Source organism: Streptomyces sp. NPDC052016, assembly GCF_044548445.1.
Taxonomy (GTDB): Bacteria; Actinomycetota; Actinomycetes; order Streptomycetales; family Streptomycetaceae; genus Streptomyces.
Window position 1 is genome coordinate 186620 of sequence record NZ_JBIUBX010000002.1, and the last position, 12722, is coordinate 199341.

A 12722-nucleotide genomic window follows, 5' to 3' on the forward strand; every position below is an offset into this window, starting at 1 on the left:
CGGTTCGGCCATGGCTACCGTAGGGTTACGTCCATTTAACACGCAAAACTCAATATGTAAGGCAAACTTGGGAAACACAAGGGGGTGTGCATGACCGGACGGCCGGGACGGACCGGCAGGGGCGTCGGCCAGGCCGGCGCCGGAGATCTGCTCGCACTGGTACGCACGGGGCGGGCGACGACGCGCGGTGCCCTCCAGCAGGCCACGGGCCTCTCACGCGCCACCGTCGGACAGCGGCTGGACCGTCTCTTCCGCGCGGGCTGGCTGCGCGAGGGCGCGGGAGGCCCGGTCGGCTCCCCGCTGGGCGGACGCCCCTCCATCACGCTGGAGTTCGACGACGCGCACGCGGTCGTCCTCTCCGCCGACCTCGACACCCGCCACGCGCGCGCGGCCGTACTGTCCCTGAACGGCGAGATCCTCGCCGAACACTCGGGCACGCTGGTCGTCGAGGACGGCCCGGACGCCGTCCTCGACGAGCTGGGCCGCTGGTTCGGCGAGCTCCTGGAGAAGGCCGGCCACCGGGCGGACGAGGTCTGCGGCGTCGGCCTCGCCGTCCCCGGCCCGGTCGACAGCGGGACCGGCCGGGTCGTCCAGCCGCCGATCATGCCCGGCTGGGACGGCCACGACCTGCGCGGCCGCCTCGCCAGGGCGGTCACGGAACGCACGGGCGCGCCACCGGTCCCGGTCCTCATCGACAACGACGCCAATCTCATGGCGTACGGCGAACAGCGCACCGCCCACCCGGACTGCTCGGCGTTCGTGCTCGTGAAGGTCTCGACGGGGATCGGCGCGGGCGTCGTGGTCGACGGCACGATCTACCGGGGCGTCGACGGCGGCGCCGGCGACATCGGCCACATCCGTGTGGGCACGGAGGCGCTGTGCCGCTGCGGCTCCTACGGCTGCCTCGCGGCGGTCGCGAGCGGTGGCGCCGTGGCCCGGAAGCTGGCCGAGGCGGGGGTCCCCGCGGCCTCCGGGTCCGACGTGCGCGATCTGCTGGCGGCCGGGCACCCGAGGGCGGCCGCGCTGGCCCGGGAGGCCGGGCGCCAGGTGGGCGACGTGCTCGCGACGGTCGTCACCCTGCTCAACCCCGGGGTGCTGATGATCGCCGGGGACCTGGCCGGCACGCCCTTCGTCACCGGCGTGCGCGAACTGCTGTATCAGCGGGCGCTGCCCCGCTCCACCGCCCGCCTGGAGGTGGTGACCTCGCGGCTGGGGGAGCGGGCGGGGCTGGTGGGGGCCGGGGCGCTGGTCGTGGAGCACCTCTACGCGCCCGAGCGGGTGGAGGAGCGGTTGCTGGCGCTCGGCGTGTGACGTCGCGGACGGGCGCCTGACCTCACGGACGGGCGCCTGAGGTCGCGAACCGGCGCCTGAGGTCGCGGACAGTCGCGGAGCGGCGTCGGCGTCGCGGACCGGCGTCTGAGGTCGCGGACCGGCGCCCCGCGAACGGGCGCCTGAGGTCGAGGATCGCCTGCTCGCGCGGTGCGAAGGGGCGCCTGTCGCGCTCGGCGTGTGACGAGCTTGTTTCCGTCCCGAGGCGCGTCCGCATGGTGAAATCGCGACGCTCGAAAGAGCGTGATTCTCGCCACCCTTGATAGGGGTGGCGCTCAGATGAGCGGATCATGCTCGGATGCACTTCCTCAAGGGGTGGCACTGAGTGCCATCCCTTGATCGTTCATCGATCGAAATCAGACGGGCTGCGCAGTGCTCATCTGAGCGTAAAATAGAGGTCGTGAAGGTGCTTGCGTTCAAGAAGTGAAAACATCAGCCGCTCAGCGCTTGCCCAGTCTTGACTTTCGATCCCCTGGCGGACGACTGGTTACAGGCGCATGACGCACAAGTGGACGTACCCAGACGCCTTCGATCTGGGTATGTTCCTCGCCGTCAGGGCAGCCACCGCGTCCTCGAGGAGTCGAGACCCGTGTCGGAAATCAAAGATCCCCACGTAGCTGAGCAGGCAGCGAGCGTTGAGGGCGTGAAGTTCGTTTACGACTTCACCGAGGGCAACAAGGACCTCAAGGACCTCCTCGGCGGCAAGGGCGCGAACCTCGCCGAGATGACCAACCTCGGCCTGCCGGTCCCTCCCGGGTTCACCATCACCACCGAGGCCTGCAAGGTCTACCTCGACAGCGGCGAGGAGCCGGCGGCACTGCGTGACGAGGTGAGTGCGCACCTCGTCGCCCTCGAAGAGAAGATGGGCAAGAAGCTCGGCCAGGCCGACAACCCCCTCCTCGTCTCGGTCCGCTCCGGCGCCAAGTTCTCCATGCCCGGCATGATGGACACCGTCCTCAACATCGGCCTCTCCGACAAGTCCGTCCAGGGCCTGGCCAAGCAGGCCGGCGACGACCGCTTCGCCTGGGACTCCTACCGCCGCCTGATCCAGATGTTCGGCAAGACCGTCCTCGGCGTCGACGGCGACCTCTTCGAGGAGGCCCTGGAGGCGGCGAAGGCGGCCAAGAAGGTCACGGTCGACACCGAGCTGGAGGCCGCGGACCTCAAGAAGCTGGTCACCAAGTTCAAGAAGATCGTCAAGACCGAGGCCGGCCGCGACTTCCCGCAGGACCCGCGTGAGCAGATGGACCTCGCGATCAAGGCCGTCTTCGACTCCTGGAACGGCGACCGCGCCAAGCTCTACCGGCGCCAGGAGCGCATCCCGCACGACCTCGGCACCGCGGTCAACGTCTGCTCCATGGTCTTCGGCAACCTCGGCCCCGACTCCGGCACCGGCGTCGCCTTCACCCGCGACCCCGCCTCCGGCCACCAGGGCGTCTACGGCGACTACCTCCAGAACGCCCAGGGCGAGGACGTCGTCGCGGGCATCCGCAACACCGTCCCGCTGGCGGAGCTGGAGCAGATCGACAAGAAGTCCTACGACCAGCTCCTCGGCATCATGGAGACGCTGGAGAACCACTACAAGGACCTCTGCGACATCGAGTTCACCATCGAGCGCGGACAGCTGTGGATGCTCCAGACGCGCGTCGGCAAGCGCACCGCGGGCGCGGCCTTCCGCATCGCCACCCAGCTCGTCGACCAGGGCCTGATCGACGAGACGGAGGCGCTGCAGCGCGTCACCGGCGCCCAGCTCGCCCAGCTGATGTTCCCCCGCTTCGACGAGCACGCCAGGACCGAGCAGGTCGGCCGGGGCATCGCCGCCTCGCCGGGCGCGGCCGTCGGCAAGGCCGTCTTCGACTCGTACACGGCCGTGAAGTGGTCGCGCTCCGGCGAGAAGGTCATCCTCGTCCGCCGCGAGACCAACCCCGACGACCTCGACGGCATGATCGCTGCGGAGGGCATCCTGACGAGCCGGGGCGGCAAGACCTCGCACGCCGCCGTGGTGGCCCGGGGCATGGGCAAGACCTGCGTGTGCGGCGCGGAGGAGCTGGAGGTCGACACCAAGCGCCGCCGGATGACGGTCCCCGGCGGCCGGGTGGTGGAGGAAGGCGACCTCATCTCCATCGACGGCTCGACCGGCAAGGTCTACCTGGGCGAGGTCCCGGTGGTCCCGTCCCCCGTGGTCGAGTACTTCGAGGGCCGGATGCACGCCGGCGCCGACGACGCGGACGAACTGGTCGAGGCGGTCCACCGCATCATGGCCTTCGCCGACCGCAAGCGCCGCCTGCGCGTCCGGGCCAACGCGGACAACGCCGAGGACGCGCTGCGCGCCCGCCGCTTCGGCGCGCAGGGCATCGGCCTGTGCCGCACGGAGCACATGTTCCTCGGCGACCGCCGCGAACTGGTCGAGCGCCTGATCCTGGCGGACACGGAGGCCGAGCGCGAGGAGTCCCTGAAGGAGCTGCTCCCCCTCCAGAAGCAGGACTTCGTCGAGCTCTTCGAGGCGATGGACGGCCTGCCGGTGACGATCCGTCTCCTCGACCCGCCGCTGCACGAGTTCCTCCCCGACATCACCGAACTGTCGGTCCGCGTGGCCCTGGCGGAGTCCCGCCAGGAGTCCCACGAGAACGACCTGCGCCTGCTCCAGGCGGTACACCGCCTGCACGAGCAGAACCCGATGCTGGGTCTGCGCGGCGTGCGCCTCGGCCTGGTCATCCCCGGCCTGTTCACGATGCAGGTCCGCGCCATCGCCGAGGCGGCGGCCGAACGCAAGAACGCCAAGGGCGACCCGCGCGCCGAGATCATGATCCCGCTCGTCGGCACGGTCCAGGAGCTGGAGATCGTGCGCGAGGAGGCCGACCAGGTCATCGCGGAGGTCGAGGCGGCGACGGGCGTCACCCTCAAGCTGTCGATCGGCACGATGATCGAGCTGCCGCGCGCCGCGCTGACCGCCGGTCAGATCGCCGAGGCCGCGGAGTTCTTCTCCTTCGGCACGAACGACCTGACGCAGACGGTGTGGGGCTTCAGCCGGGACGACGTGGAGGCCTCCTTCTTCACCGCCTACCTGGAGAAGGGCATCTTCGGCGTCTCCCCGTTCGAGACGATCGACAAGGACGGCGTCGGCTCCCTGGTCAAGTCGGCCGCGGAGGCGGGCCGCCGTACCCGCCCCGACCTCAAGCTCGGCGTGTGCGGCGAACACGGCGGCGACCCGGAGTCGGTCCACTTCTTCCACGAGGTCGGCCTCGACTACGTCTCCTGCTCCCCCTTCCGGATCCCGGTGGCGCGGCTGGAGGCGGGGCGGGCGGCCACGCAGTCGGAGGGCAGCGACCACCGCTGAGCCTCGGTGATCGGCGGTGACCGCGGATCTTCGCCGGATCGGCGGTCACCACTGATCTCCCGTTGACCCCGGAGCCGCTGCGGTCCCCGACCCTCAGTACCGATCGCGGCGGCTCCGGTGCACCAAGAGAGGGCGGCAACCCGTGCGGGGGTGCCGCCCTCTCCTCTGCGTGGTGGGCGTTCCCACGGTGACCCGTTCGGAGTAGTCCATCGGTGAAGCGCCCGGTCACGCGCCTTAGCTTCTGAAGCATGGGCATATGTGCGACACGGCTGACATGCCGCGCAACGGTGCTGGTGACCCTGTTCTGCGCCCTCGTGGCCACGGGCGCCGACGTCCGGGCCGACGCTGCCGCCCCGCGGCTGAAGTTGTTCGTCCTGGGGGACAGCATCGCCGGCGGCAGCGCCCAGGGCGGCAAGGGGCCGCACGGCTGGCCCTCGCTGGTCGCCAAGCAGCTCGGACTGACGCTGCGTCTCGACGGCAAGGGGGGCACCGGTTACACCACCGGTGGTCGGCAGAAGGGCGGACGGCCGTACCCGCAGCGGGTCAAGGACGCCGTGGCCGCGAAGCCGGACGTGGTGATCGTCGAGGGCTCCCGCAACGACGGCGGGCCGACGAAGACCCGAGCCGCCGCGGCGGACACCCTGCGTCGTCTCCGTGCGGGGCTGCCCCGTGCGCGCATCCTGGTCGTCGGGCCGATCTACTCGTATCCGAAGCCGATCGGCTCGCACCCGATCGACGAGGCGGTCTCGGCCGCGGCGGCGCAACTCGGCATCCGCTACGTGTCCGCGGTGCGCCGCGGGTGGTTCACCGGATCCGCTCACCGGTTCATCGGAAGCGACGGCGTGCACCCCACGAACGCCGGACACGCCTACCTCGCCCAGCGGATCCGCCCCGAACTGTCGCGGCTGCTGCCCGCGTGAGAGGGGACGGCGCCGGCGGAGTCCCGCGCCTCGGTCCCCGCGGGTCGGCGTCACCATCCCTCCGCCCCCTCCGCCAGCCGCCGGCGCCACCACGGCTCCGTGCCGTCCACCCTCGGGTCGGGCAGGGTGCGCAGGCGGTAGCGGCGGTCGAGTGCGGCCAGGGTGCGGGACAGTTCGGCGCGGGGGCGTGGGGGGAGGAGCGGGACCGTCCCGGCCAGGACGTCGCGCGCCTCGCGGACGTCGTCCAGGGCGCAACCGGGGCAGGCGGGGCATGCCGATGCGCGTGGGTGGAGGGGGCGCCGGCCGGGCTGGGCGAGGAAGGCGCGGTAGGCGCGCAGGGCGCTCACCGTGGTGCCGGAGGGGTCGGCCCGGTGGACGGCCAGGCTGGTGCGCGCGGAGAGGCCGGGTATGCGGCTCGGTGGGGGGACGGGGCGGGTACGGGGGCCGGGGGTGGCGGCGGCGCGCAGGGCGCCCGGGCGGTTACGCGGCATGTGCCTTTCGGCGGATGGTCGTCTGCATGCCGCTCATCATGCCGGACATCACGCCGCCGGGCGTCGGCCCCTCCCCGGGAATGCGGGGGCCGCCCCTGTGCGGCCGGCGGGCGGGTCAGAGGGGTACGGCCACGCCCGTGAACGTCGTCTCCGGGGTCTGCGGGCTCGTGAAGCGGGCGTTGACCAGGTAGAGGCGGTTGCCGTAGCGGGCCGCCGTGGTGGGGACGTCGAAGTGGGGGGAGGTGATCGTGCGGGTCAGGGTGGCGGTGGTCGCCGTCCTGTCGAGGCCCCAGACGGTGATCTTGTTCAGGCGGTTCTGTACGACGTACAGGGTGCGTCCGATGCGGACCAGGCCGTCGCCGTTGGTCACGTCGGCGGCGCCGGTCAGCGTGATCCTGGTGGCGTGGCCGGTCCTGAGGCTCACGTTGTACAGCTGTCCCGCGTTGACGACGATCAGGCCGCGGCCGTCGGGTGTCGCGACGAGGCCGTTGGCGCTGTTGGTTCCGGCGGGCGCCTGCACCCATTCGCCGGTGAGGGGGAGGGCGCGGATCTCGCCGGTGCGGCCGCGCGGGACGCCGTAGAGGACGTCGTCGCGGGAGTCGGTGAACCAGGCCCGGTCCTTGTGCAGGACCACGTCGTTGATGAACGGCGCGGTGTTCCGGGTGAGCTGGTGGGTGGTGAGCAGCTTGCCCGAGCGGGAGTCGATGATCTTCGCGGTTCCGCCGGCGCCGCCGCAGACGTACAGCAGGCCGTCGTCGTCCAGCTTCAGGCCGATGGACGCGAGCCCGGCGCCGCCCTCGTGGAGCACCGTGCCCTCGCCGGTGCGCAGGTCGGTGCGGTAGATGCCGCCGTCGGCGCGGGAGCCCATGTAGGCGAACGGCCTGCTGCCGATGGTGATGCCCTCCGGGAGCCAGCCGTCGGGGAGGGGGAAGACCGTGGGCCAAGTCGCCCGGCCGGCGCCGGACTCGGCCTCGGCGGGCGCTGCCGTGGCGGCCAGGGTGAGGGCGGCCAGGGTGCCGCCGAGGACGGTGCGGCGGGAGGGGTTGGCGGTCATGTCGGTGCCTCCGGGGGTGGGGTCGGGCGGCGGGCTCGCCATGGACTGCTGTGCTTCCGGCTTTGCTTCCAGTTTGAACTTCGTTGGCGAGTAACGAGCCGCCGTCCGACCGTGTTCCTCTCTGCGGCTGTCAGGTTCCTTTCAATCGAGCCGTCGGATTCCTGTCAGCCGCCCGAGCCGGTCCTACACGCGGAACGGGCCCCGCACCTCGTAGGTGATCCCGCCCGACGAGCTGCCCGACGTGCCCCGCTGGCTCGAGAAGTACAGGCGCGTGCCGTCGGGGGAGAAGGCCGGGCCCGTGATCTCCGAGGCCGACTGGCCGTCGATGCGGAGGAACGGCGCGACGACGTCGTCCGGCGTGATCACGCAGATCTCCATGTTCCCGCCGTCCTCCGCCACGAACAGGTCGCCGGAGGCGGAGCCGGTGATGTTGTCGACCCCGGTGAGGGGGGCCGTGCCGGACGTGACCAGGGAGTCGTCGTACGCCAGTTGGTAGGTGTGGGTGGTGAGGTCGAGCTGCCAGACGCGGTTGTCGCCCTTCGTCGTGAACCAGACCGTGTCGTCGGCGTAGTGGCAGCCCTCGCCGCCGTTGAAGGACTTGGAGCCCGACACCTGGGTGCGGGTGGTCGTGGGGGAGCCGTCCGGGTCGGGGACGTTCACCCAGGTGAAGGAGCCGGACGTGGCGGTGCCGGCGACCATGACCTGGAGGGTGCCGGAGGACAGGTCGCCCCAGGTCGTCGGTACGAAGCGGTAGAAGCGGCCGTTCGTCTCGTCCTCGGTCAGGTAGACCACCTTGCGCACCGGGTCGGCGGCGGCCGCCTCGTGTTTGAAGCGGCCCATCGCGGGCCGCTGCACCGCCGCCTTCACCCCCCAGGGGTCCGTCTCGTAGACGTAGCCCAGCGACACCTCCTCGCAGGACAGCCAGGTGTTCCACGGCGTCTTGCCGCCCGCGCAGTTGGTCCGGGTGCCGGAGAGGATGCGGTACGCCGAGGTGATCGTCCCCGTCGAGGAGAACTTCACCGCGCTCGCGCCGCCGTTCGGGCTGATCTCCGAGTTGGAGACGTAGATCCAGCCGCTGCCGTCCGCGTAACAGGCTCCTCCGTCCGGGGCGTTGTGCCAGGTGTACGAGGTGCCGGGCACCGTCTGCCCGGAGCGGGCGATGACCCGGCTGGTGAAGCCGCTCGGAAGGCGGATGCCGTTGGCGTCCGGTGCGCCGAGCGTCCCGTACGGGCCGGCGCCGGGCTGCGCCGGCGCCGCGTACGCGGCGCCGCGCCACAGGGTTCCGCCGAGCGCCGCGGAGGATCCGCCCAGCACGGCCGCACGCAGGAGGGTACGACGTTCCACGCTCACTCCCAGAGGGTGTCGTGACCGCCCCGCCGCCGGTCGGCAGCGGGGTCGTGCGCTCAGGGAGGCTAGAAGCGCCGGGTGGCCGTGTCGTGGACACGCCGTGACGGCGGAGTGCCTAGGCTGGGGACAGCAGTGGAGGGAGGACGGCCATGTCCCACTGGAGCACGCGAGACATCCCCGGCCAGGACGGTCGCACCGCCGTCGTCACCGGCGCCAACAGCGGTCTGGGCTACGTCACCGCGCGGGAGCTGGCCCGCAAGGGGGCCCGGGTCGTCCTCGCCTGCCGCAGCGAGGCGCGGGGGCAGGAGGCCCTCGAGCGGCTGGCCCGCGAAGTGCCCGACGGAGACGTCGCGTTGCGGCTCCTGGACCTCGGGGATCTGGCCTCCGTGAGGGCGTTCGCGGCCGGCCTTCCCTGCGAACGGCTCGACCTGCTCGTCAACAACGCGGGCGTGATGGCGTTGCCGTACGGCACGACCGCCGACGGGTTCGAGACGCAGTTCGGGGTGAACCATCTCGGCCACTTCGCCCTCACCGGACTGCTGTTGCCCGCGCTGCTCACCACGCCCGGCGCGCGCGTGGTGACCGTCTCCAGCATGGCCCACCTGCTCGGGAACATCGACCTCCGGGACCTCAACTCCGAGCGGAGCTATCGGCGTTGGGTCGCCTACGGCCGCTCCAAGACCGCCAACCTGCTCTTCACGCACGAGCTCGCACGCCGGCTGGCGGCGGCCGGGAGCGACGTCACCGCGGTCGCCGCGCACCCCGGGTACGCCGCGACCAACCTGCAGACCGCAGGGCCCCGGGCGGAGGGGCGCCGGGCCGCCGAGCGGCTCGTGGAGATCGGCAACCGCTTCTTCGCCCAGCCCGCCGAGGCGGGCGCGCTGCCCGCCCTGTACGCCGCCACCGCGCCGGACGTGACGCCCGACTCCTTCACCGGCCCGTCCCTGGCGATGTGGCGCGGGGCGCCCGCCCCCTCGTGGCGGGCGCCCTGGACACTCGACGACCGGGCGGGGGAACTGCTGTGGGCGGAGTCGGAACGGCTGACCGGGGTGACCTACCGGATGAAGGGCGGCTGACGGCCGCCCTCAGGCACAGGCGGCGGGAGCCCTCGGCCCCGGGTGACGCCGCTCTCCTCCCGTGACTGCGGGTCCGACCCGGCCCCGGGCGCGGTCGGACCCGGCCCGGGGTGAGCGCAGGGTGGCGTACGGGTGGGCCGTCAGCGGGAGGCGTACCCCGGGGAGTACCCCGACGAGGACTCCGGCGCATGACCCTGTGCGTACTCCTGGGGATGCCCCTGTGCGTGCTCCGGCCGGTCCGCGGACGTGGAACGCGGCGCGTACTCCTGCGCGTACCGCTCCGCGAAGTCCTCCGGCATCGGCCTGGTGTCCAGGTAGAACCACTCGGCGGTCGGGCCGGGGGCGGCGGAGGCGGCCGCCGGGGCGGTGGTCGGGCGTCGGGGCAGCGGGGCGGTCGGCGGGCGGGGGCGACCGGTCGGCGGCTCCGCGTCCCCGGCCCGGTCCGCGCCCGGCTCCCGCCCCGGTCGTTCCGCCGGCCCCGGCATCAGGAGTTCCACCCGCAGGCCCTTGCCGCGCTGCTGGGCCACGAACTCCTCCACCTGGCTGCGGCAGGCGTGGTCGAGGTGGGCGACGCCGGTGAGGTCCAGGCGGATGCGAGGCTTCCGCGCCTCGGCGGCGGCCTCCAGGGCCTCGATGACCTGGGGCAGCCGCAGGAAGGTCGCGTTCCCGGCCATGACCACCTTCGCGGTGTCGTCCTCGAGGTGCTGGCGGATGACGGTCCGGGACATCCGCACGGCGGCGAGCACGATGCCGGCCGCGAGGCCGATCAGGACGCCCTCCAGGAGGGCCGTCGCGACGATGACCAGCGTGGTGAGCGTCATGACCGCGAACTCGCCCCGGTCCTGCCGCCACATCTTCGGGAACTCCGCGGGTGCGAAGAGCTTCCAGCCGCTGTGGATCAGCACGCCCGCGAGGACCGAGATCGGGATCAGGGCCAGCACCTGGGGAAGCAGCAGCGCGAAGGCGAGCAGCCACAGGCCGTGGAAGGTGCGGGAGAGGCGGGTCGTGGCGCCGGCCTGCACGTTGGCCGAACTGCGGGCCACGACCGCCGTGACGGGCAGCGCGCCGAGGAGCCCGGCGACGGTGTTGCCGGCGCCCTGGGCGATCAGCTCGGGGTTGTAGCGGGTGCGCGGTCCGTCGTGCATACGGTCCACGGCGGCCGCGGTGAACAGGGACTCGGCGGAGGCGATCACGGTGAAGGTCAGGATCGCGGTGATGATCCCGGCGTCCGCTAGGCCCGCGAACTGCTCCGCGCCGGGTACGTCGACGGAGGCGAGCAGGTTGCCGACCTGGAGGGTGTTCACCTCCACGCCGGGCAGCGCGGCGACCGCGATGCCGATGCCCACCGCCACCAGGGCCGCCGGGACCTTCTGGACCGGGCCAGGCACCTTCTTCCACAGGAAGCTCAGCACGACCGTGACGATGCCCAGGCCTGCCGCGATCATCGACTGCGGGTCGCTGACCGTGTCTGCGAACAGGCCGGGGACGCCGGCCATGTTCTCGATCGGGGTGCCGGGCGCCTTCGCGTCGGCGGCCGGGTACGCCTGGCTGAACATCAGCGGCAGGCCGATGCCCGCGAGCATGCCCTGGACGACGGCCAGGGAGATCGCCTGGAAGAACCGGCCGAGCCGCACCAGTCCGAGGACGATCTGCAGGAGGCCGGAGAACAGCACGATCACGCCGAGCATGGCCACGCCGTGCTCCAGGACCGTCTCGGCGACCAGCGCGGCGAGACCGGCGGCGGGGCCGCTGACCTGGAGCGTGCTGCCGCGGGCCGCGCCCACCACCAGACCGCCGACGACACCCGAGATGATGCCCAGCTCGGCGGGGACCCCGGAGGCGACGGCCACGCCGATGCACAGGGGGAGCGCGACCAGGAAGACGACGAGGGAGGCGGTGATCTCGGTGGCCAGGTCGCCCTTCGGCGCCTTCCCGGCGGCGCCCCTGGCGGCGGATCCCTTCCCGGCGGACTCCTCGCCGTCCGAGCCCTTTCCGCCCGAGCCCTTCCAGGCCCTCGGCTTCGCGGACCTCCTGCCCGTCGGCCTTCCGGCCTCCGACGGGTCGGCCTCGGGGGCCGTGACGTCGGGGCCCGCGAAGTCCAGCCTCGTGAGGTCGGGACCCGCGAAGTCGGGGGCGGAGAAACCCGGAGCCGTGAAGCTCGGGTTCGTTGAGCCCGGCTCCGTGAAGCCCGGCTCCGTGAGGTCGGGGCCCCGCGTGGGGGGTTCAGGCATCGGGACGTCCTGCGGGACGGTCCTGGACCGCGGGCGCGAGAACGGTGTCCCGCCGGCCTCCCGGAAGGTGCGTCCCGTGGCCTCCGGCCCCGTGCCCCGGCCCCGGGCGTGCCGGGCGTGTGCGCCGCTCATGCCGCGTGCACCCGGAACAGGCCGTCCTCGTCCAGTTCGTGCACCTGGCCGGTGTCCACCTCGTAGTACCAGCCGTGCAGCCGCAGCCGTCCCTCGTCGAGGCGGCGCCGTGCCGACGGGTAACTCCGCAGCGCCGCGAGCTGGTTGACGACGTTCAGCTGGGCGATCTCCGGCAGGCGCGGATCCTCGATGACGCCGTCCAGGACGGGAGCCAGCCTCGGCCGGGCCAGTTGCAGCCAGGCGTCCACCCCGGGCAGGGCGGACAGGTCGTCGCCGGACTTCAGGGCGCCCATCGCGCCGCAGTGGGAATGACCACACACCACGACGTCCTGAACGCCGAGCACCTCCAACGCGTACTCGATGGTGGCGGCCTCGCCCGAGGCGCCCGCTCGGCCGTGCGGCGGAACGATATTGCCCGCATTGCGCAGCTCGAATATCTCGCCGGGCCGTGCGCCCGTGATGAGGGCGGGTATCACCCGGGAGTCCGAACAGGTGATGAACAGCGCCTCGGGATATTGGCCGTCGGCCAGCCTCCGGTATTCGCCGCTTTCGAAGTCGACCCGTCGCCTGAACGAACGGGCGCGGTCCAGCAATGCCTTCACGGTTCCTCCCGGTGATGTTTTCCGGACCTGGATCAGTGCAGGTCACGGCTTGACCGGAGGGGAGTTCCGGCCAGGCCTGCACCACCGTAGAGGAGGCTCTGCCAGGCGAAGGTTAGGAGCACACTAAATCGCCGACAGAATGCGGACAGTTTTCGTTCGGTGCTGAGCCGCTGATCACATCGACCGACATGCGCGGGACGTTT

The 12722-nt window shown here is 72.0% G+C and carries 9 protein-coding genes; 4 read left to right on the plus strand and 5 right to left on the minus strand.

The genetic code is table 11. From position 1 onward, the window contains the following. The first annotated feature begins 90 nt into the window (after positions 1–90). From ACIHAR_RS03965 to ACIHAR_RS03975, 3 genes are all read left to right on the plus strand, one after another. Positions 91–1311 (plus strand): ROK family protein, encoded by a 1221-nt coding sequence (locus tag ACIHAR_RS03965; RefSeq protein ID WP_365454388.1) that lies wholly within the window; start codon positions 91–93, stop codon positions 1309–1311. 607 nt (positions 1312–1918) lie between these two features. After that, positions 1919–4666, plus strand: a complete 2748-nt coding sequence (gene ppdK / locus ACIHAR_RS03970) for a pyruvate, phosphate dikinase (RefSeq protein WP_400016674.1) — start codon at positions 1919–1921, stop codon at positions 4664–4666. Between the two features lie 248 nt (positions 4667–4914). Continuing rightward, positions 4915–5586, plus strand: coding sequence for an SGNH/GDSL hydrolase family protein (locus tag ACIHAR_RS03975; RefSeq protein WP_365454394.1), 672 nt, complete (start codon positions 4915–4917; stop codon positions 5584–5586). Positions 5587–5636: 50 nt separating this feature from the next. Here ACIHAR_RS03975 and ACIHAR_RS03980 read toward each other — a convergent pair whose 3' ends face one another. From ACIHAR_RS03980 to ACIHAR_RS03990, 3 genes are all read right to left on the minus strand, one after another. After that, positions 5637–6077, minus strand: coding sequence for a hypothetical protein (locus ACIHAR_RS03980; protein ID WP_365454397.1), 441 nt, complete (start codon positions 6075–6077; stop codon positions 5637–5639). A 115-nt stretch (positions 6078–6192) separates the two neighbouring features. Then, a complete protein-coding gene (locus ACIHAR_RS03985) occupies positions 6193–7131 on the minus strand; it encodes a superoxide dismutase (protein ID WP_365454400.1) in 939 nt (312 codons plus the stop codon). Positions 7132–7314: 183 nt separating this feature from the next. After that, complete coding sequence (locus ACIHAR_RS03990) at positions 7315–8475, minus strand: alkaline phosphatase PhoX (RefSeq protein WP_400016680.1); 1161 nt, start codon at positions 8473–8475, stop codon at positions 7315–7317. 152 nt (positions 8476–8627) lie between these two features. Between ACIHAR_RS03990 and ACIHAR_RS03995 the strand changes: the two genes are divergently transcribed. After that, a complete protein-coding gene (locus tag ACIHAR_RS03995) occupies positions 8628–9554 on the plus strand; it encodes an oxidoreductase (protein WP_365454406.1) in 927 nt (308 codons plus the stop codon). Positions 9555–9694: 140 nt separating this feature from the next. On the opposite strand, the gene ACIHAR_RS04000 is transcribed toward ACIHAR_RS03995, so the two are convergent. Together ACIHAR_RS04000 and ACIHAR_RS04005 are read right to left on the minus strand one after the other, a co-directional pair. Beyond that, entirely contained in the window at positions 9695–11785 is a 2091-nt protein-coding gene (locus ACIHAR_RS04000) for a SulP family inorganic anion transporter (RefSeq protein ID WP_400016683.1), read from the minus strand. A 128-nt stretch (positions 11786–11913) separates the two neighbouring features. Beyond that, on the minus strand, positions 11914–12519 hold the full coding sequence (locus tag ACIHAR_RS04005; protein WP_365454412.1) for a carbonic anhydrase: 606 nt from the start codon (positions 12517–12519) through the stop codon (positions 11914–11916). Positions 12520–12722: the final 203 nt, after the last annotated feature.